Below are 21,242 nucleotides of genomic sequence, written 5' to 3'. Positions count from 1 at the left end.
GCGCTGTGAACAGACTCCTACGCGCAGCGGCGAGCATCTGCCTCGCGTCGCTGTTGGCGGTCTTCGGTCTGGGTGCCGCACCGGCCGGTGCCCATGTTTCTCCACAACACGGTGAACTCATCGTCGCCGGCCACGGCGACACCACCAGCGGTCGGCTGATCGTGCACCGCGACATCGTCTCGGCGCCGGACGCCGGCGGGTGGGCGCAAAGCCTGCTGGCCGCCCCCTGTGCCATGACCGGTTCGGGCGTGCCAGGCGACAACGGCGGCGTCCCCGAAGGCGTTGTCGTCGAGCTGGCCTGGAACTGTCCCGTCGAGCAGCTCGATCTAGCTCCGTTGCTGGAGAAAGCCGGGTTGTCGCAGGTCGTCGTGCAGTTCAACGGCACTACCGTGAACGCGACGCCGGAGCTGCCGGTCGTGGATGCGACGGGCGCTCACGAACCGCCGCAGTTCCCGCTGCTCGCCGTGCTGCTCGCCGCCGGGTTGCTGCTCGCTGCCGTCGGGATCCGCCAGTACGGACCACGGCTCCGCGACATGGCGGCGCGCACCCGCCGTCCCTTGCGCGTGGCGGTCGCGAGCGTGCTGGCCACCGCGTCGCTGACACCCGCGGTCGCTTCGGCGGCTCCAGCGAATCCGGCGACCTTGCCCGTTGAGGGCACGGTGTTCGCCGACGCCAACGGAAATGGCGCGCGGGACCCCGGTGAAGCTCCGCTGCCGGGTGTGTCGGTGACCGATGGTGCGGTGTGGGCCACGAGCGGCCCCGACGGTTCCTACCGCATCGACATCGACCCGGCGCGGCGCGAGACCGATCTCGTCAACGTCGTCTCCCCCAATGGCTACACCCCAGCGCTACGCGCCGACTTCGTGCCGCAGTTCTTCCGCGAAGTGCGGTCCGACGCGCACACCGGCATCGATTTCGCACTCGTACCCGACGCGAACGCGGCCAACCCCACCGAGAAGTGGCTGATGGTCTCCGACACCGAGGTCGGCAACCGCACCGACCAGGAAGCCACCACCGCGCTGCCGCGATGGACCGGCCAGGTCAACGCGATGTCCGAAGTGGACGGTGCGACGATGACGATCACCACCGGTGATCTCACGGTCACCGACTATGCCGCGGAACCTCGCCGGCAGGGCGGCTACGACCTGCTGCGCAAGGGTCTGACCGACGGCGCGTTGGGCCACCCGTTCTACCCCGTCATCGGCAACCACGATTTCGGTGGCACGGCCACCTCGGTGGGCTACGGCGGCAGTGTTGAGTACTGGCGCCGCAACGTGGGCCCGGAGTGGTACAGCTTCGACCGCAACGGCCGCCACATCGTCGTACTGGAGGACAACTACGACGCGAGCGGCCTGGCACCGCAACTGGAGTGGCTTCGCGAGGACCTCAAGCGGCACGCCGCCGGCAAGCAGGTCTTCGTCTTCGCCCACCGGTCGCTGCTCACCCGCTGGGGTCCCGGAGCAGGGATGCAGCCGATCGTCGACGAGCTGGCCCGCTACGACGTGCGGATGTTCGCCGCCGGGCACAACCAGCAGGCCGAGTTCCGCCGCGGCGCTTTCCAGCGATCGGTCGAGGTCAACAACCAGGGCACCTACGGAATCGACGGCGCCCGCCCGGATTACAAGATCCTCGACTTCGCCGGCATCACCGACGACCCCACCACCAAGATCAACGAGGACACCGGTCACGTCACCGGCACGCATCGGCAGTTCGACGTGGACGACGACACCGCACTGGTCAGCCCGGCGCAGGGCAGCATCCACCCGGCCAAGCGCGAAATACCGGTCGAGCTCTACGCCGAGGACAACGGCAGGACCCCGGCCGGCGCGACGCTGACCATCCGCGACGAGCGCGGCAAGACTGTCCGCGAGGAACGCGACCTGCGGTTCGGCGCCGAGGTCGGCCGGCAAGGCATCGCGAACTGCTACACCGCACCCGGTGGCACGGCAGAACCGTGCCCGGAGGCCAGAACGTCGTGGACACGGGTGAGCCACCGCATCAAGGGTCTGCAACCCGGCACCTACACCGCCGAGATGACCGCCGCCGACACGACCGGCAAGGCCTTTCCTGCGGCGCGAACCACGTTCCAGGTCGTGCGCGAGGACGACGTGAACAAGCCCGAGACCGGCCAGGACTGGATTCGTCAAGGCGGCGACGAACGCGGTCGATCCGCCAGCGCCGACGACCCGGGCCCCCAGCTCGACCTGCGCTGGGCGGCCAACACCGGCGAGCAGTTCCACCTCAACGGTGCCGCCATCGTCGACGGCAAGGCAATCGTTGCATCGCAAGCCTTCGACTCGCCGTACAACATGGTCCTCGCCTATGACCTGAAGTCCGGGCGGGAGCTGTGGCGGACCTATGTGGACGGCGACGCCGAGTCCTTCCCGACCGTCCACGGCGGCCGGGTGTACCTGACGACCGGCGTGGGCCGGGTCTACGCGCTGGACGCCAACGACGGCAAGGTCGTCTGGGAAACGATCGACGCCGAGGAGCAGCACGGCGACACCATCCGCCGCTACGGCCGCGCGGGCGGCCCGGTGAGCGTGTTCGACCTGCCCGCCGAGAACCGCTCGGTGGCCGTCTACCACGAGTGGGACGGCGTGGTCTGCCGCGACGCAGGGAACGGCCAACGCCTCCCCGGCGGTTTCGCAGCCCCAGGCGGCTGGGGTGAATTCCACAGCACCGCGGTCCGCCGGCCCGGCTCGGACACCGCATACCTGCACTCCGGATCCAGCCAATCGCTCATCGCGATGGACCTGCGCACCTGCACCCGCACGGCGGAGGTGAACACCCAAGGCGACATCTTCAGCCACTCCTCGCCGGCCTTCACCGACCCGGCCCAGGGCGAACCCAAGCTGGTCACGGCGACGCAGTCCGGGGTGCGCGGGCACGACCCGGCGGCGAACCTGGCGGTGGCCTGGCACGCGAAGGCTGCTCCGCGCAACGGCGCCTGCGAGCCCGGTCCCCCGCCGGTGACCAGCCCGGCCGTGTGGGGCGATATCACTTACGTCGCGAGCATCGACGGCGTGATCCGGGCCTACGACACCCGCGCTGCCGATCCCACCAGGCCATTGTGGGAGACACCGGTCGGTTACCTGCCCGGGGAGAACCCGCTGGAGGACGAGTGGCGCGTCGGCTACGGGTGCACCACCGCGCCCACCGGTTCGCCGGCCATGCACGCACTGGCCACCGAAACCGCGGTTTACGCGGGCACCTGGGACGGACGCCTGCTCGTCCTGGATCGCGCCACCGGCAAGCTGCTGGCCGAGCACAACCTCGGCGGTGGTGTCGCGTCGGCGCTGTCGGTCAGTGGTGACTGGCTGTACGCCCTGACCGACGACGGCACGATCCACGCCTTCGCCGCACGCCGCACCCCGTAACAACACCCCCCGGGCCTCACGAGCCGCGCGCGCCGCGGCTCGTGAGGCCCTGTCCCCCGTTCCGACCGATTCTTCGCACCAGGAGTTCGACCGTGCAATCTCGCAACGCGCCGTGGAGGCCGCTCCGCGCAGCCGCCATCGGCCTGCTCGCCGTCGCAGCACTGCTCGGCTTTGCGAGCCAGGCCACCGCACACCCGCTGGGCACACCGGCGGTGGCCAAAGTCGAAGCGCGCGGTGCCGTCGTCGAGCTCAGCTGGTCAGCCGCTGCCGATGATCTCGTCGCGCTCGGCCGCAAGACCGGGGTCCTGCCGCCCTCGGACGTCTCGACCGATGACGCGGCGCAGGCCCAGCGGCTGTCCGGATCGACCACCGTAGTCGCCTACCTGAGTTCGCACATCGGCGTCAACCAGAACGGTGTTCCCTGCCGCGAGGACGCAGTGGACACCAGCAGCATCGCGCAGCAGGGCGCCCAGCTGCGCTATGCGTGCCCGGAAACCGTTGGCGCGGTGGAGATCACCATCACCGCCTTGACCGACATCGACCCCGCCTATCGCACGATGTCGGTGACCGAAAAGGGAAACGGTGGCCTGCACACCGCCACCGCACCGAGCCGGACGCTCGTCCTCGCAGGTTCCTCAGATGCCGCGCCCACCGATCGAACCGAACAGTCGATCTGGACCACCGATCTGACCCAGTTGCTGGACAGCGGTGTCTTCCTGCCGTTGGCCCTGCTCATCGCGGCATTCGTGGGCGCCTTCCACGCCTTCGCCCCCGGCCACGGGAAAACACTCGCCGCAGGGTTCCTCGTCGGCGGACGCGGCCGGATCCGGGACGCCCTGGTGCTGGCAGCCATCGTCGCCCTGATGCACACGGTGTCCGTGACAGCGCTCGGCATCGGGTGGTGGATCGCCGCCGAACACGTTCCGGACATCGCAGCCGTGACACGGTGGCTGCAGCTGATCGGCGCGCTCCTCGTCGTCGGAGTGGGCGTGGCGCTCCTGCGCCGCCACCTGAGCACCCGACACCACGGGCACGGGCACGGGCACGGGCACGGTCTCCCGACCGAATCGCTGCTGACCTGGCGGGGAATCGTGCTGCTCGGCGCATCAGGCGGACTGCTGCCCTCGCCTTCGGCATTCCTCGTTCTCCTCAGCGGCCTGCTCGCCGGCCGAGCCGGTGCCGCAATGCTCATGGTTGCTGCCTTCGGCATCGGAATGGCAGCGGCACTCGCCACTGTCAGTCTGGCGGTGCTCCGCGGCCGCGACGCACTTCTCACGCGTGCGTCGACGTCTCCCCACCTGCGAACGTGGAGCCGCCGCCTGCCACTGGCAGCCGCGACGATGGTGACGATCAGCGGCGCAGCGGCAGCCGTAGTAGCCGCAGGCGGCATTCTCGCCCCCTGAGATCAACCACCTGGACCAGGAAGCCGAACCTGTGGTGGAAGCCGGCGTGGCTGCGGGGCTCGCGCCGGACTACCAGCGTCGGCATGTTCTCGCTCGACACCGGCAACGTGATCACCCCAGCGGCGAACCGTTACCCGGAAAGGCTCACTCAGCCAATCTCCGCAAGACACATTCCGCAACTGACGGGTCTATTTCTGCTTTACAGAAGCTGAACAATTGACGACGACAGTCAGCAGCAATGTTAGGACGATCACCCATTCTTCCTTTCGCTTGCGCCACAACGATCTTCTCCAGGAACCTTTTTCGGGTATGGCAGTCGTCAGACCGCGACGCGCATGAGGAGGCAGCAGATTGGACCGCGTTTCGGCGGACTCCGGACACATCGCGAGGACAGCGAAGGCTCTCCGCGAGGTAGCCGAAGGTATGCGCAGTTCGGGCGATCAGTTCGCGGGCAGCTTCCAGGGAAACGGATACGGGAACCTGCCCGAATCCGACGAGGCCACAGCGCAGACCCGGGCGGTCGTGCAGGCCGTCCTCGATGGGGTGCGCGGGCAGGTGAACGAGTTGCTGAGGCACGCGGACGCGCTGGAGCGGCAGTCCTCGGATTACCGGTCAGCCGAGAACCATGCCGAGCAGGCCGCCACCAGACTGAACCTCGGCCAATGAGTTCGGCAGGCGAGCAGAACGCGGTCAACGGAGAGGGTTCATGACCTACGACGCGGCGGCGAAGACCGGCGACCCCGCCGTGCTCGGAGCGCAGGCGCAGGCCTGGAGCACGCTCGCCGCAGCCCTGCGCAGCCACGAGGCGGACCTTCAGTCCCGGCTTGCCCATTCGCAGACGGGCGGCGGCTGGACCGGCCCCGCAGCGGACGCCTTTCACAACGCGACCGACGGCCTCACCGGGCGCATCGACGCGCTGTCCACCTTCTGCGAAGAAATGGCGCAAGCGCTGGGCCACCACGCGCAGCAGCAAAAACAGATTTCGGAGATTCTCAAAGAAATCGCAATTCAGATCGCGGCACTGGTCGCCTACATTGCGGCGGCGGCATTCTTTCCGGCGCTGATTGCGACTGCGGAAGCATACATCGCGACCCTGGTCGCACAGTCGAACCGCATGCTTGCCCTGCTCGCCCAGATACTCGCCACACTCACCCGTTGGCTCGCCTCGGTGCGAGCCGCCGTTCAGCGGCTTGCGGCGGCGAGCTGGCGGGGGGAGAGCTTCAGCTTCGGTTATGGTCGTGCACTGGTCGAGGGTTTCCGCGACTTCGCCATCGACATCGCCGCCAGTAGCACGGCGGCGGGGATCACAGGCAAGAACATCAACCCGGAGCACCTGTTCACCAACGCGGCGATCAGCTTCGGCGTCGGAGGCGTCTTCGGCGGAGTAACCGCCAGTGGACTGAAGAGGAAGCTCGACAGTTCGGGCGAGATCTTGCGCGCGCCGGACGGGCGGCCTGATTTCGTGCCTTTCAGCGGTCAGATCGACGCCGTTGTGCAATCGCTGCGGTGGAACCCGTCGGGTCGGCGACAGGCCACAACGCCGCCGGAACCGAACTCGCCTGTCCCGCGCCCACACCGAGAACAGGCAATCCGGAGGCTCGACGATGCCCGGGCCAACGCCCGCGAGCTTGGCTTGCGGGGAAACCCGCGCGAACACCGCCATCTCAGCGGCGAGGCGGACGCCGCGCACGAACGTGCCTCCGACGCCCGCGAGAAGCTCTCCGCCGCACAATCTGCGCTGCAGCGCGCGGAAATCAGCGGGGCAGAAGCCCACACGGCGTTGCAAGCAGCGCGGAGCCGCGTCGACCACGCCGAACAGCGACTGTGGCGTGCGGAAAGCCTCCTCGCCGTCTACCAGCGATCGGGAAACCAGCGCTGGCAGGACGATGCGGAGAATTTCGTCCGGGAGGCCAGAACGGAGCACCACGCCGCCACCCAACACGTGACCGCAGTGCGTGAACAGCACGACCGAGCGGTGCAGGCGCTCGACAAGGCACGTGACTCGACAGGGGTGGCGCTTCGCGAGGTGGAGCAGACCGAGGACGTTGTCAACGAGCTTCGGCGGATGCTGGCCGCGTCGAACGAAGTCAGGGCGGCGGCGATCCAGTTCAACATGCATGGCACCTTCGACGACAAGCTGCGAGAGGTGTGGCGGCACAACGACTGGCGGGACTCCTTCGGCACCGCCAAGCCCTGGCAGTCGATCGTCTTTCACGAAAGCGTGCGCGACATCGCCAAGGGTGCGTCCGGCTCCGCCGCACAGTCGGCCGCTGGAATCGCGAACGGCAGCCGGGACCCGGGCACCACTGGGCGTGACGTTCTTATCGGTGCGCTTGCCGGCGGCGTGCGCGGGGTTGCCGTTGGCTCCGCCGGCAACCGAGCTTTTCCCGACATGGGCCTCGAAGAAGGGCTCTTCCGAATCGGTTTGAAGTCCACCGAAAGTTTCACCCGTGAACAAATCAACGGGCCACGATAAGCCCTCTCGCCGCGCCCCGAGCTGACCGCGGAGGCCAGCAGCGAGCTCTCGGGTGTTCGCAGCTGCAGCAGGACGATTACCGGACTGGCAGGATTTGCACGCGCGCCCCCTTGCCCCCGACCCCTGATCGTCCGCGCTCCAGTCCGGTCAGGCGGTTCGTGCTTCGCGTCGTGAGCGGATCGCGAGGCGTCGCACGTGCCATGCCGAGTAGATTCCTCCGCACGTCATGAGCCACGGGACGGCGATCACCGAGCCCGACAGGACTGTTACGACCGCGACCAGCACGATGCCCAGCGCCGAATCCGCAAGCCGGACGAGGAAGACGTGGCGCGACATGCGCCGGGCGACCACCTCGGTGACATGGGGCAGTCCCGCTGCCCAGACCATCAAGTACGCGACCCACCCGAGCACCAGCAGGGGGTCCACGGCTTGACCGGTCAGCAAGGTGCCCAGGGGGTTGGCGAGCAACGTCAGCGCGACGCCGCCGACTCCGGTGCCGGTGATCAGCAGCCACGTCGCGCGGTGGACGAGCCGCTGTGCGGCGACGGCGTCCTGCCTCACCTTGGCGACGAAGTTCGACAGCAGGAAACTGCCCGCGCCGTTGATCACGACCTGCAGCGGTGCGACGACGAGGCGACCGGCTTCGAGCATTCCCACCGCGGCCGTGGACACCAGCAGCGCGACCAGGGCGCGTGAACCGAGGAGTGCGGCCGGACGCAACGCGGCCTGCAAGGATCTCCAGGCGGCGAACGACATCACCGCGGGCAGATTGGCGGCTCCGGCCCGCAGCTGCCGCAATTCCGCTGCGGGCAGCTGCACAACGCCCACGAACACCGCTGCGGCCGCTCCGACGGCCATCGACAGGAACAGTGCCGGCAGCGAGACCCCGGCCACCGCTGCTGGTACGAGCGCGAGCACCGTCCCGGTGACGTGCACGATGTCGTTGCCTACGAGGTGCCAGAACTGCAATCTGGCCATGAGCAACCGCCGCACCGTTTCCGCGGCCAGTCGCAGCACTGCCATCGTCCCGAAGGCCAGTGCGGTAGCCGGTTCGCCGTCGCGCAGCAGCAGGGCCGTGCCGACTGCGGCGGCGAAGCACAGCATCCAGCCTGCGAGGGCGCTGGTGACGATGCCGGCCCGGGTGCGGGGTTCGTGGCGGTCGAGGACCGCTAGCGAGTCACCCACCCAGCCCGTGTACAGCGCGATCGCCGTCACCAGCAACGCCAGCAGCAGCACGAAGGATCCGAACTCGGCGAGCCCCAGCGTGCGGGCGGCCAGCACTTGGAGCACCAGGCTCGTGCCCGCGGTGATGCCCTGCGACAACACCGGGGCGGCGACCTTCGCGACGAGGCGCCGTTTCGGCGCTCGCGCGCCGGTCGTGGTCATCGGGATGGTTGCGGGGCGGGAGATTCGCCGGCGCGCCAGGCCGGGGCCGCCCCGGCGAAGGTCAGCACGTACCCGGTGATCGTCCCGCCGAACAGCTGCAGCTGCTCGCGCAACCTGCGCAGCGAACCGAGATCGCCGTCCCGCCGCACCGTCACCACCACCCCGTCAGACGCGCTGATCAGCGACGTCGTCTCCGGCTGGGTCATCAGCGGCGGCAGGTCCACCAGCACCAGGTCGTAGCGCGACCGCATCTCCGCGATCACCTGCTGCAGCAGTCCGGAACGCAGCTGCTCCCGGGAGTAGGGCTGTCCGTGCCCCGCGGGCACCACGCTGAACCCGACCCCGTTGCCCAGGTGCACCGGGTGCGCCGACTGGGCCAGCGAGGCGGTCCCGGTGGCGATCGAGGTCAGCCCGGGCCAGTCCGCCAGCCCCAGCATCTGCGACAAGTCGCGGGAACGGAACGCGGCGTCGACCACCAGCACCTGCAAGCCGTCCCGGGCGGCGGCGCCGGCGATCTGCAGCGTGGTCGTCGTCGCTCCCTCGCCGCCAGACGGGCCCGTGACGAGTACGACTCCCCGGCCCACCGTCGACCGCAGACCGGAGGCCACCAGCTGGTAGGAACGCAGCGGCGGGACGCCCGGTCTGCGCAGCGCCAGGATGCCCTGGGCGGGCAACGTCTCGATCTCGCCGAGCACCGGTTCGTCGACGACGCGGGTGAGGTCGTCGGCATCGCGCACCCGGTGATCGCGATCGGCGCGGAACCAGGCCAGCGCGGCCGCGAGCATCAGGCCGACGGCCGTTCCGATGGCGAAATCGCGCAGGACCCCGCGCCAAGGGCTCGTGCCGTCCGGCGACGCGACATCCACGAACGACACCCCGTCGGCGAACTGGGCCGCCACCACCCGGATCCGGGTGATCTGCTTGTCCAGATCGCTGAGCGTCGAGCCGGCGGCCGAACCGACGGGGCTGCCCGGCGAGACCGTGCCGGCATCGGCCACGATCGCCGCGCGTTGCGCGTTCAGCGTCTCCAATGCCTTGTCCGTGGTGGCGACCACCTCTGCCCTGGACCGCTCCTGGTAGGCGGCGATGACAGCGTTGGCGATCAGCACGGAACGCTCGAAGCCCGGCCCGTCGACGTTGATCTCGATGGACTCACCGCTCGAGGAGGCGTCCGCGGTGATGGCGGCGCGCAGCTGCAGCACGGTCTCGTCGCCGCCGAGCCGGGCACGCGCGTCGTCGAGCACTTCGTCGGAGGTGACGAACAAGGCCCGCTGCTTCACGTATCGGAGGAAGCTCGACTCGCTGGCCATCTCGATCCCGAGCACGCCGGTCTGGTCGGGTGCCTTGAGCACGATACGTGCGTGGGCGCTGCGGCCGTCGCCCGCCACCAGCGGGACCAACAGGCTCGTCAGCACCGCTGCTGCCACGATCCCCAACGAGATCCAGCGATACCGCCACAACGAACCGAAGATCGTCGGTGCCGGGTGGGCGTCGTACATCGACCGTCATTCCGCTCTGTGTGCCAAAAGGGGGATTCCTCCGGGCAGGCCGACGCTCATCGGTAACGCACCGGGCCCCTGCGGCGAATACCGCGTGAGCGCAGTGATCGGAAACCGCTAGGAAGATCGCGGCTGATGAGGCAAGTCGACCGGTCGGGCTACCCGAGAGGAGAACTACCGATATTTTCAGTATTCAGACGATGGTGATCGCCTGTCAAGTTCCTCCTCCCGGCGGCGCCGCCCCTTGGCCTACCCAGTGATTTCCGCGCGTGTCGCGCAGGAACGAAAGGCTTCGATGACCAGCACCGACATGCCGAAATCCGGCTTCGCGGCGGCGTTGCGCCGGTTGCCGTCCGCGCAGAAGTCGGCCAAGGGGGCGCCGGCCTACTCGCGGTTCGTCAACCGCAGAGCGGGTGGCTACCTCGCGGCGGCCGCCTTCCTGCTCAAGGCGACCCCGAACCAGGTCACCGCCGTCAGCGCGCTGTTCACCTTCGCCGGCATCACCGCCGTTGCCACCGCCGCACCGTCGTGGCCGCTGGGCATCGCGGTGGGCCTGGCGCTGGTCGTCGGGTACGCGCTGGACTCGGCCGATGGGCAACTCGCCCGGTTGCGGGGCACCAGCAGCATCGCGGGCGAGTGGCTGGACCACGTGATCGACAGCGCGAAGATCGCCACCCTGCACCTGGCCGTGCTCGTCTGCGCGTTCCGGTTCTTCGGCCTCCCCAGCGGTTTCCTGCTGGTCCCGCTCGGTTACGCCGCCGTCGAGACCGTCATGTTCTTCGCGATGATCCTCAACGACCAGTTGCGCCGCGGCCGTCATTCCGATTCCCGCGCGCCGGCGCCCGCCGGGGGGCCACCTTCGATCCTGCGGTCGTTGCTGGTCCTGCCGACCGACTACGGGGTGCTGTGCCTGGCTTTCCTGCTGCTGGGATCCCCGATGGCGTTCTCCGCGGTCTACGGCGCGCTCTTCCTGCTCAACACCGCCTTCCTCGCCGCGGCGCTGCCGAAGTGGTTCCGCGACATGGCACGCCTCGACGGCGCCGCTGCGAAACAGGTGCGGTGAGATGCCCACCATCGGATACGCGCCCGGCGCCTTCGACATGTTCCACATCGGACACCTCAACATCCTGCGGCGAGCCAGCAAGGAATGCGACCACCTGGTGGCGGGTGTGGTGACCGACGACGTCCTGCTGAAGGTGAAGGGCCGCAAGCCGGTCATCCCCTTCGAGGAGCGGTTGGAGATCGTGCGCAACATCCGGTGCGTCGCCGAGGCCATCACCGACCGGTACGAGGACAAGTTCCGCATGTGGGAACACCTCCGGTTCGACGTGCTGTTCAAGGGCAGCGACTGGCGCGGCACGGCACGCGCCGACGCGTTGGAGCGCAAGCTGTCCGCCGTCGGGGCGCGGATCCGCTACTTCAGCTACACCACCCACACGTCCAGCACCTTGCTGCGGCAACGAATCTCGCTCCCCTCGCCCAGCATGCTCGGCGAGCTGGAGCCCGGGCCGACATGAACCGCCCGCGTCGCCGCGGCCGGCTCGTGCCCGCAATCGCCATCGTGACCGCGCTGCTGGCGGCCTGCACCGCGAACGACAACGACACAACCGCAGCACATCCCATCGACGCGACGATCACCACGACTGACTATCCGGTGCCCGCCGGCGCGCTCTTCGTCGCCACCAACGGGAAAGACTCCGCGCCGGGCGATGAAGCGCGACCACTGCGCAGTCTCGGCGAGGCGGTGCGCCGAGCGCAGCCCGGCGCCACGATCGTCCTGCGAGAAGGGACGTACCGGGAGACCGTCGGCATCATCGGCAAGAAGTTGTCCATCCAGCCGTATCCGCGTGAGCGCGTCTGGCTCAAGGGCAGCCGGGTGGTCGCGCAGTGGTCCCGCGACGGCGATGTGTGGCGGCACGCGGGCTGGAACGCATCGCTGTGCCGGACCTGCTTCCTGCCTGAGATCATCGACCCGGCGCATCCGCTGGCCGGGCTTCCGGACATGGTTTTCGTCGACGGCAGGCCACTTCGGCAGGTGGGCGAGCGGAGATCGGTCACCGACGGCACGTTCTACGTCGACGTCGCGCGCGAGGAGTTGGTGATCGGCGAGGACCCGGCCGGGCGGTTCGTCGAGGCGACCGAATTCGCCTGGCTGCTGCAGTTCGACGGCGCGGGAGCCGCGGGCAGTTCGATGCGCGGGATCGGGATCGCGCACTACGGCTCGAACCAGAAGTACGGCCAGCGCGGCGCGATGGTCGTGGTGAACGCGCCGTCGGTGGTGTTGGAGAACAACACCTTCGCCGCTTCCGCATCCAGCGGCGCAGCGGTCTTCCAACCCGATGCGAACGTGATCGGCAACCAGTTCGTCGACAACGGTCTGGTCGGCTTGATGGCCAACCGGGCCGACGGGCTCCGGCTGACCTCGAACACTTTCGCGCGCAACAACAACGAGCGCTTCGCCTTGACCGGCGAGGCCATCGGAGCGGCGGGTGCGAAGGTGACGCGCACGAAGCGGGCGTGGGTGTCCGACAACACGTTCGCCGACAACATCGGCACCGGCTGGTGGTGCGACCTGGGGTGCACCGACGCCGTGGTGGTCCGCAACATCGCGCGGGGCAATGCCGTGAACGGCCTGTACTACGAGGTTTCGGCGAGAGCGCTGATCGCGTCGAACGTCGTGGTTGCCAACGGCGGGCGCGGCATCAAGGTCTCCAGTTCCGACCACGTCCGGCTCGTGCACAACACGTTCGTCGACAACGAGATCGAGCTCGGGCTGTACAACGACAAGCGGTCTGCGAGTTCGGACCCCTACAGCGCGGAACTGGGCCTGTCCTGGATCACGTCCAACACCGAACTGGTGAACAACTTCCTGATCAGGCAGCACGACACCGAGCCGTTCATCGAGTCCGCCGACTACAAACCGCACCCCAAACCGGCGTCACCGTTCCTCTCCGTCAGCGACGGCAACGCCTTCCTGCGGGCGGTGGGCTCGGCACCGCTGGGCACGTGGTCGCTCGGCTCGGGTGACGTCCTCACGATCCACACGCTGCGTCAGTTGCGGGAGCGGACGGGACTCGACCTGCACAGCCTCGCGGTAGCACCGCCACCCGCCCCGTTCCGCGATCCAGACCGGGGCGACTACTCGCTCCGCCCGTCCACGCCGGGTGTCCGCGCCGGTCAGGCCCTGCCGCCGGATGTCGCCCGGATCGTCGGCATTCCACCGCTGGACCACCCCGACATCGGCGTGCTCACCGGCCCACGCGGGTGAGCGCGGGGACGCCTGCTCCGACGTCCCCGCTGGATCAGCCGATGCTGCTGCGCGGGGTGCTGAGCACCGCGCCGTCGGCGTCGACCGCTCTGACCCAGTACTCGTTCCTGCCCTGGGGCGCTTGGTCGTCGGTGAAGTTCATCGACGTCACCGACCACGGCCAGGCGCTGCTGGTGGTGGTGTAGATCGGGTTCGCGGTTCCGCCGCGCATCACCTCGTAGCGGATCTCCCGGTTCTGCGCGTCCCAAGTTCCCGTCCACCTGATGGAGATTCCGCCGAACAGCTGCCGGTTGAGCTCCGGGGCGGGGAAGGGCACCTGCGGCCCGTTGTTGACAGCGCCGGGCACACCCCGGGCGGCGAACCGGGTCAGCGACTGCTGGGCGCTGCCGTTGACCACCGTGAACTCGCCGCCGACCACCACGTAGCGACCGTCGGCGTCCACTGCCCACGGCCCGTTCAACCACGGGCTGCCGGCGGGGCCGCCGTTGGTGTTGGGCAGCCACGGCAGCAATTCCGGAACCGGGTCGCCGAAGCGCACGTGGTTCACGTTGCGCTGGGCCGTTCTGGTGGCGATCGTCGTTTCGGCGAGCAGCCGGTGGTAGTCGATCGGTCCGTTCTCGGGGACGGCGTCGATGGCCTCGCAGTTGTGGGCGTGCGAGGCGCTGTAGAGCACACCCCCTGCTACCGCGACGCTTTGGGTGTCGCCGTAGCAGCCGTCCAACCAGCGCGGCTTGCCGGTGGCGATGTCGATGGCGCCTCTGCCCTCCAAGCGGGGATTCCCGCCGCGCCAGTTGTAGGAACCGAGGTAGACCGTCCCCGTGCCGTCGGTGACCAGGTCCGTGATCGTGTCATCGGGCGAGGGCGTGACCCATTCCCACGGCACGAGGGCACCGCTGGCCGCGTCGACCGCGGTGAGTCCGTGCCGGTAAGTGCCGTTGACGTTGTCGAAGGCTCCCCCGATCACCGTGCGCCCCTGGGCCGGGGCGGCCAGGACCGCGAAGACCTCCCGGTCCGCGGTCGGAGCCCAGGGCAGCAGCGCACCATTGCCGGTGGACACCGCGGCGAGCCGGGTGCGCGGCACGCCGTCGACGGCGTTGAAACCGCCGCCGAGGTAGACGGTGTCGGCGGTGATCGACAGGCCGCGGACCCGGCCGGCCACGCGGGGCTTGAAGTTCGGATCCAGCGCGCCGGTCGCGGCGTCGAAGGCGGCCACGCGCGAGCGCCACTGACCGTCGACCTTGTCGAAGTCGCCGCCGACGTAGACCTTCTTCCCGTCCGGGGAAACCTCGATCCGGAACACAGTGTCGCAGATCCAACGCCCGGCGTCGGCGGGCTTGCAGAACGGCCCCGGGTCCGCGCCGGAGAAGACGCTGCCGCTGACCACCGGTGCCCACGGCAGGAGCTCGCCGCTGGTCACGTCGAAGGCCAGCAGGTTGTTGCGGGTGACCTCACCTGGTCCCCCCGGCGCCACGCCGGCCGGGCGCGCCTTGCTGAACCTCCCGCCGGCGATGGCGGTGTTGCCCGCGATGGCCACCGCGAAGACGACACCGTCGGTCTGCGGCGTCGGCAGCGCCCCGGCGGTGACCGGCTGCGGCAACTCCGCGGCGATCGCTACCGGCCCCGGCACCACCGATGCCGACAACGCGGCGACGGCCACTGCGGCGACGCACGACAGCTTCCGCGCGCGATTCATCGGACCTCCTTGGTTTCCGGCATGGACACGGCCGCTGTGACGGCAGCCCGCGCGCCGGGCAGCCCGCGCGGCGTGGGTCTGCGCCTGTCCACGAGCAGGACACGGGCGGCCAGTTCTTCGTACTTCTGCGCTACCCCGTCCCACGTGTAGCGGTCGAGCGAGGCCACCTGCTCTTGTCCGCGCAACAAGGTGCCCGACGGGTCGGCTTCCGCCGCGTCGCACAACGCCGCGAGATCGCCAGGATCGCGGAAGTAGCGGCCGAACGAGCCGAGGACTTCGCGGTTGAACCGCACGTCGAAGGCGGAAGTCGGGGCGGCGGCGCCCATCGCGCGCAGCAGCGAGGGGTTGGTGCCGCCGACGGAATGACCGTGGATGTAGGTCAAGGCGTTGCCGTAGAGCTGGTCCAGCAGCCGCTGGTCCCACACCGCGCCGAGCAGCCGCACGCGGGGATCGCCCTTCGCCGCTCGCGCGATGCTCGCGGTGTATTCGTCGGCGTAGGGCGCCGACCCCACCACGACCAGCGGGTGGCGGGCGTTGCTGCGGAGGTAGCCCTCGACTGCCACGTGCACGTGGTTCTCCGGTTCGAACCTGGCCACGACCAGGTGGTAGCGGCGGGGGCTCAGCCCGAGTCCGGTGATGCCGTCGGTCCCGACCTCGGTGAGAACCGGTGCCCCGTAAGGGATGTATTCGGTCTCGGTGTTGAAGCGATCGCGGTAGTAGTCCTGGATCCCAAGGGCGTCGGCGATCAGCGCGTCGGACCACCGGACGGCGAGCGCTTCGGCGCGGCGGTAGTAGGCCGACCCCGCAGGTCCCCACTTGGCCCGCTTCCACTCCAGGCCGTCGACGTGGGTGATCGTGGGAATTCCGCGGAGCCCCAGCAGGGGCAGCAGCGGCGCGTTGGCGGCGTTGAACACCACCGCCACCTCCGGCGGCCGCACCACCGCGTGCAACGCCGAAAGGGCAGTGTGGCTCAGCGTTTCCAGTGTCTTGCGCCGCAGTGCGGGAAGATGCACCAGGCGCATCCCGAGGTGGCGCTCGGGGCGGGGGCCGCGCCCGCCGAGGTTGCGGCAGTACACCGTGACCTCGTGCCCGCGCTGGACCAGTCGTCTCCCCACCTCCTCGACGCACGTCTCGAAGCCGCCGTAGCGCGCGGGCACGCCGCGGGTTCCGATCATCGAAATCCGCATGTTTCGTTCTACCGTTTCGTCGAAGTGCAGCCATCGGATCACGACGGGCGGCCCTGAAGCCGCACAGCTGTTTTCGTACGGCTCACTCGATTCGGCGCCCAGCTTGTAATATGTCGACGGCGGGCAGTCGTTACATCGATTCCGCAACCCGCCTTCGGCGCATTCGCGCCCGAACCCACCTGATCCGAGGACCGGCCGTGAGCTGGAATGCCCTTCGACGCCGCTATGGCGTCGCGCGTCGCCGGGCCTTCGACGCCGAGCGCTGGCCGGTCGTGTGCGTGCTCGCACTGATCGTGGCCAGCGAATACAAGTTCCGCGTTCGCGCCGACGACCAGTCGGTGTCCGGCTCGCCCGACCTGTTCGTGCTGGCCGAAATCGCCGTCTACGCGGCCGTGGCGTGCTTCCTGTTCCTGCGCTTCCGCCCCACGTCCCAGGTGCAGCGCGCCGACTGGATCACCTGTTCGGCCTATGCCTACGCGGCGCTCCTGGTGCTTTCGGCGCTGTACTCGCCGTACCGCGAACTGGCCCTCGTGCGGGCCTGCCAGGTCGTGGTCGTACTGGCGCTGAGCCGTTCGATCGCCCGCCATTGCGCCCGGGATGCGTTGCACCGCATCGCCCACGCCTTCGCGGTCCTGGTCAGCGCCTCGGTCGTCTTCGGCGTGGTCGTGCCGTTCCCCCGGCTTCCGACGCAGCCCGACAGGTTCACCTGGCTGCACCTGCATCCGGTGGACGCGGGTCAGTTCCTCGCGCTCGCGGTGGTGATCCTGGTGGCGTACGCCTTCGGCCACCGGTTGGCCCGGCCCGGCCCGCACTGGCCGCTGCCCGTCTACCTCGTGCTGCTGGCGATCTGCGCCGCCGGGTTGATCGGGAGCAACACCCGGGGGGCCGCGTTCGGGGCGATCGTGGGTTGCCTGGTGATCGCGGGATTGCGATGGCGCGGCCGCCGGCGGCTGGAGATCGCGGTGGCGTTGACAATCTTCCTGATCACGGCGTGGCTCGCCGCGGGGTCGCTGGTCGAGGCTTTCTTCGTCCGCGGTGAGTCCGCCGAGCGGCTCGCGTCTTTGAACTCGCGAACGGACCTGTGGGCCTACGCGTTCGACGCGTTCCTCGAACGCCCGCTGTACGGCCACGGTCTCACCGCCTCGCAGGGTTTGTTCCTCGACGAGATCGGGTTGGGCGGCGGGCACAACGGGCTGGTGAACCTGCTCGTCGACGCCGGACTGCTCGGCACGGTGGTGTGGCTCGTGCTGCTCGGCTGCATCTTCACCGCTGCGGTCGCGCTGCGGAACCTCCGGCCCGAGCCGCGACTGGATCGCATCCTGATCCTCGCGGCGTTGTCGGGCTTGCTCGCCAACTCGATGTTCACCGAAGGGCTCGGTGCTCCGGCGAACGTCGCCTGCGTCTGGCTTTTCCTGCTGGCTGCGTGGACGAGCATGGCGAGTACGCGGAACTCAGCCTCGGTGCTGCCATCCCACATCCCCGTCGAAGAGGTGGAGTGACGTTGGTCCGACGAACCGCGCTGATGGTCCATCCCGGTGCCGAGCTGTACGGATCCGACCGCATATTCCTGGAATCGGTTATCGCGTTGACCGAGGCGGGCTGGCGGGTGGTGGTCGCGCTGCCGGAGCGCGGGCCGCTTGCCGACCGCCTGCGCGACCGGGGCGCGGACGTGGTCCTGTGCCCGACCCCGGTGCTGCGGAAGGCGGCGTTGCGCCCAGCCGGGTTCCTGCGGCTGCTGCTGGATGGCCTGCGAGCAGTGGCACCGACTTTGCGCTTGCTGCGGAGGACCCGCCCCGACGTCGTGTACGTCAACACCGTGACCGTGCCGCTGTGGCTCCTGCTCGCCCGCTCGATCCGGCGATCGGTGATCGCCCACGTGCACGAGGCTGAAGACAGCGCACCGCGCCTGATCAGGACCGCGCTCGCCGCTCCCCTGCTGTGCGCTGGCTCGGTCGTGGTGAACAGCGAGGCCACGGCTCGCGTGATCACGCGAGCGCTGCCCTGGCTGCGTCGCCGGGTCCGCTTGGTCTACAACGGTGTTGCCGGGCCGGTGCATGCCGCGGCCCGTGGCGGTGAGCGACCCGATCCGGTCCGGATCGTGCTGGTCGGTCGACTGTCACCGCGCAAGGGCACCGACGTCGCGGTGCGCTCGATCGCCCGCTTGCGCGCCGATGGGCACGACGTCGTCCTCGAATTGCTGGGGTCCGCGTTCACCGGCTACGAGTGGTACGAGCGGCAGCTGGAGGACCTCGTACGGCGTCACGGCCTGGCCGGGGTGGTCGCCATCCGCGGTTTCCGCGCGGACGTGTGGGATGCCTACCGGGACGCCGACATCGCGCTGGTCCCGTCGCGGTTCGAGCCTTTCGGCAACACCGCCGTGGAGGCGCAGCTGGCCGGAACCCCGGTGATCGTGACCGATGCGCAGGGCTTGCCCGAGACCGTCGCGCAGGGGCGCTACGGCCGCGTCGTGCCCGCCGACGACCCCGACGCGCTCGCCGAAGCGATCAGCGATGCGCTTGCCGATTGGCAAGGAACTCTCGACACCGCGGCGCAGGCTCGCGAGCACGCCCAGGAGGTGTTCTCACCGCAGCGCTACCGCGACGACATCGCCGCGATAGCAACCGACGTCGCCCGCTGCCGCTGACGGACCCAACGGCCGTCAGTACGCGCCCTGTTTGGTCAGCACCGCGCGCACGGTCTTCCAGAGGATCACGGCGTCCATCGCCAGCGACCAGTTCTCCACGTACCGCAGGTCGAGCCGGACGCTTTCGGCCCACGACAGGTCACTGCGGCCACTGACCTGCCAGAGCCCGGTGAGCCCCGGCTTGACCAGCAAGCGGCGCCCCACCTCGTAGTCGTAGGTCGCGGTCTCCTCCGGCAGTGGCGGCCTCGGACCGACCAGCGACATGTGCCCGGCGAGGACGTTGAACAGCTGCGGCAGCTCGTCGAGCGAGTACCGGCGCAGCAAGCCACCGACCTTGGTCACCCTCGGATCGCGGCGCAGTTTGAACAACGGCCCTTCCGCATCGTTGACCGGGCGCAACGCGGTTCGCATCGCGTCCGCGCCCACCACCATCGTGCGGAACTTCAGCATCGTGAACGTGGTGCCGCCTCGCCCGGTCCGGCGCTGCCGGTAGATCACCGGTCCACCATCGGACAACTTGACGGCGAGGGCGATCACCAGCATCGCCGGCCCGATCAGGCCCAGCAGGAGCAGCGCGCTCACCCAGTCGGCGAGAGCCTTCACGACTCGGCGACCACCGGTGAAGGAGGGTTCGCTCACCTTCAGCATCGGCATCCCCAGCACCGACGACACGTGCAGCCGGGGACCGGTTATCTCCATCAGCACCGGGGCGACGACCATCTCGGCGGAGGTGTCCTCGATCTTCCACGCCAGTTCCTGCAGGCGACGTGGAGTCCAGTAGGAATCGGCGGTGATGGCGACCACCCGGTACCCGCCGCGCCGGACGTGCTCTGCGAGCTCGTCGACATCACCGATCACCGGAACGCCGTCCACCTCGCAGATCAGTCCCTCGCCGGCCTCGGGACGAAGGCAGAGCGCTTGGATCTGCCATCCGACATGCGGCTGCCGGCGGGTGCGGGCGATGAGGTCGCGCAGCGTGCACGTACTGCCCGCCGCGATCACCGGTAGCAGGCACCTGCCGCCGCTGCGGGCGCTGTGCAAGTAGCGGCGCAGCACGTACCGCTGCGCGAGCACCAGAAGCGCAAGCGCGGGTAGGACACCGAAAACCCATGGCCGCACGTCCAACGGCGGTACCGCGAGCCCCGCGACCGCCAGGACGACGCCAGCGGAGAAGATCCCTCGCCCCAGGCGCCGGTACTCCTCGTGTCCTTGCCCCAGGACCCTGACGTTCCAGGAACCGACCAGGGCCGACAACACGGCCACCGCGGTGAGCAACGCCAACACCGGCGGAGGGAGAACCGCGATGTCCAGCACTGCCACCCAGACCGCCCCGGCCGCCGACATCATCGCTGTTGCGATGGCATCGCTGGCGATCACAGCGAGCCGGTATCGCCGTTCCCACGCCATCTCGGGAAGTGCGGGGAGCAGGTGGGCTGGGGGCGCCGTCGCGTTCAACCGCGGAGCCCGGACCATTCCGGCCGACCCCACCCCGTCCGGCAATGACATCGGTGCGCGCATCGGCTCCTGCATCGGACCCCTCTCCAGTTGGCAGAAACGTCCGCGCGGCGGAGGCGATCGGACGTCAGAGCTATCGGGGCCATCACGAATCCGTTACACGTTCCCCGACGAGAGGTGAACGGCCGTGCGGACTGGAAAAGCTTCGTGCCGCGGCTACGTTCGGCCGGGGCGCGGACTCGTCTGCCTCATCGACGGCCCGCTCCGCCCTGGCGTGCCCATCTTCGCCGCCGCGCTGCCGGCCAGTTCGCACGCGGCGCCGTTGGCGGGCCAGCATCAGCATGGGCTCGTCGCGCGGTGGAGAAGTACACGCGCCACCTACCAGAACCCGGCCTCGCTGGACATCACCGTGACGGTCGATGTCGCGCTCTGCCGCGAATACTCCGGAAGTCCTAAAAGGACTAGGCGAGTTCCGGACACGAACCTCGGCCCACGGTTCTCCATCCGCGGTAGCGGGCAGCGGTGACGACCGAACGCGCCGTCAGGGGTCATTTCAGAATGGTGCGTGGGCATGCGGCCGGCTGGGGTGCAGGGCGCCGTTTTCGCGCGAAATCGCCGCTCCTCGTGAGGGCCGGATGGCGATTTCGCGCGAAATCGCCATCCGGCGTCAGGCACCGGCGCCTTCGGCCTCAGCCGGGCGGAGCCATTCTGAAACGACCTCTTACTTAGCCTGGATGCACCGAGGAATTGTTCTTGGATAGCAACGTTTAATGAGTGAAGGTGCCTCCTGACCTGCGATGATCAGAGTTGCTGAAGCACTGATGTCGCATGGATCGGGAGGCACTTTCGGT

General features: G+C 69.0%; 14 protein-coding genes. 9 read left to right on the top strand and 5 right to left on the bottom strand.

The window, feature by feature from the left end:
• Positions 1-5 precede the first annotated feature (5 nt).
• From E1288_RS34995 to E1288_RS34980, 4 genes are all read left to right on the top strand, one after another.
• The gene (locus E1288_RS34995; RefSeq protein WP_207954729.1) at positions 6-3,380 is read left to right on the top strand and encodes an outer membrane protein assembly factor BamB family protein; all 3,375 of its coding nucleotides are present in this window, start codon (positions 6-8) and stop codon (positions 3,378-3,380) included.
• A gap of 92 nt (positions 3,381-3,472) precedes the next feature.
• On the top strand, positions 3,473-4,783 hold the full coding sequence (locus E1288_RS34990) for a nickel/cobalt transporter (RefSeq protein WP_207954728.1): 1,311 nt from the start codon (positions 3,473-3,475) through the stop codon (positions 4,781-4,783).
• A gap of 423 nt (positions 4,784-5,206) precedes the next feature.
• Positions 5,207-5,449 carry a hypothetical protein gene (locus tag E1288_RS34985; RefSeq protein ID WP_132492976.1) on the top strand — a complete coding sequence of 81 codons (243 nt, stop codon included), beginning with the start codon at positions 5,207-5,209 and terminating at the stop codon, positions 5,447-5,449.
• 40 nt (positions 5,450-5,489) lie between these two features.
• Positions 5,490-7,259: a hypothetical protein gene (locus E1288_RS34980; RefSeq protein WP_132492974.1), complete on the top strand. Its 1,770-nt coding sequence runs from the start codon at positions 5,490-5,492 to the stop codon at positions 7,257-7,259.
• 147 nt (positions 7,260-7,406) lie between these two features.
• Here the strand turns inward: E1288_RS34980 and E1288_RS34975 are convergent, their stop codons facing one another.
• Together E1288_RS34975 and E1288_RS34970 are read right to left on the bottom strand one after the other, a co-directional pair.
• Positions 7,407-8,645, bottom strand: coding sequence for a polysaccharide biosynthesis protein (locus E1288_RS34975; protein WP_235884031.1), 1,239 nt, complete (start codon positions 8,643-8,645; stop codon positions 7,407-7,409).
• The gene (locus E1288_RS34970; protein WP_132492972.1) at positions 8,642-10,144 is read right to left on the bottom strand and encodes a polysaccharide biosynthesis tyrosine autokinase; all 1,503 of its coding nucleotides are present in this window, start codon (positions 10,142-10,144) and stop codon (positions 8,642-8,644) included. The genes E1288_RS34975 and E1288_RS34970 overlap by 4 nt, the downstream gene beginning before the upstream one ends.
• 295 nt (positions 10,145-10,439) lie before the next feature.
• Between E1288_RS34970 and E1288_RS34965 the strand changes: the two genes are divergently transcribed.
• Genes E1288_RS34965 through E1288_RS34955 form a run of 3 tightly spaced genes read left to right on the top strand, consistent with a single transcriptional unit; the run spans position 10,440 to position 13,412 of the window.
• Positions 10,440-11,207 (top strand): CDP-alcohol phosphatidyltransferase family protein, encoded by a 768-nt coding sequence (locus E1288_RS34965; RefSeq protein ID WP_132492970.1) that lies wholly within the window; start codon positions 10,440-10,442, stop codon positions 11,205-11,207.
• Position 11,208: 1 nt separating this feature from the next.
• The gene (locus E1288_RS34960; protein ID WP_132492968.1) at positions 11,209-11,661 is read left to right on the top strand and encodes an adenylyltransferase/cytidyltransferase family protein; all 453 of its coding nucleotides are present in this window, start codon (positions 11,209-11,211) and stop codon (positions 11,659-11,661) included.
• Complete coding sequence (locus tag E1288_RS34955; RefSeq protein WP_132492966.1) at positions 11,658-13,412, top strand: right-handed parallel beta-helix repeat-containing protein; 1,755 nt, start codon at positions 11,658-11,660, stop codon at positions 13,410-13,412. Before E1288_RS34960 ends, E1288_RS34955 begins: the two co-directional genes overlap by 4 nt.
• A 34-nt stretch (positions 13,413-13,446) precedes the next feature.
• On the opposite strand, the gene E1288_RS34950 is transcribed toward E1288_RS34955, so the two are convergent.
• Entirely contained in the window at positions 13,447-15,105 is a 1,659-nt protein-coding gene (locus E1288_RS34950) for a PQQ-binding-like beta-propeller repeat protein (protein WP_132492964.1), read from the bottom strand.
• Positions 15,102-16,280, bottom strand: coding sequence for a DUF1972 domain-containing protein (locus E1288_RS34945; RefSeq protein ID WP_235884030.1), 1,179 nt, complete (start codon positions 16,278-16,280; stop codon positions 15,102-15,104). The genes E1288_RS34950 and E1288_RS34945 overlap by 4 nt, the downstream gene beginning before the upstream one ends.
• A 209-nt stretch (positions 16,281-16,489) precedes the next feature.
• Here E1288_RS34945 and E1288_RS34940 point away from each other — a divergent pair, with 209 nt between their 5' ends.
• On the top strand, positions 16,490-17,791 hold the full coding sequence (locus E1288_RS34940; RefSeq protein ID WP_235884029.1) for an O-antigen ligase family protein: 1,302 nt from the start codon (positions 16,490-16,492) through the stop codon (positions 17,789-17,791).
• A gap of 2 nt (positions 17,792-17,793) precedes the next feature.
• Positions 17,794-18,936 carry a glycosyltransferase gene (locus E1288_RS34935; RefSeq protein ID WP_235884028.1) on the top strand — a complete coding sequence of 381 codons (1,143 nt, stop codon included), beginning with the start codon at positions 17,794-17,796 and terminating at the stop codon, positions 18,934-18,936.
• A 15-nt stretch (positions 18,937-18,951) separates the two neighbouring features.
• Here E1288_RS34935 and E1288_RS34930 read toward each other — a convergent pair whose 3' ends face one another.
• Entirely contained in the window at positions 18,952-20,466 is a 1,515-nt protein-coding gene (locus tag E1288_RS34930) for a sugar transferase (protein WP_132492960.1), read from the bottom strand.
• Between the last annotated feature and the right edge of the window lie 776 nt (positions 20,467-21,242).

Origin of the sequence: Saccharopolyspora elongata, from assembly GCF_004348985.1 — a bacterium.
Classification (GTDB): Bacteria; Actinomycetota; Actinomycetes; order Mycobacteriales; family Pseudonocardiaceae; genus Saccharopolyspora; species Saccharopolyspora elongata.
This window is presented reverse-complemented; position numbering and strand designations above follow the sequence as displayed.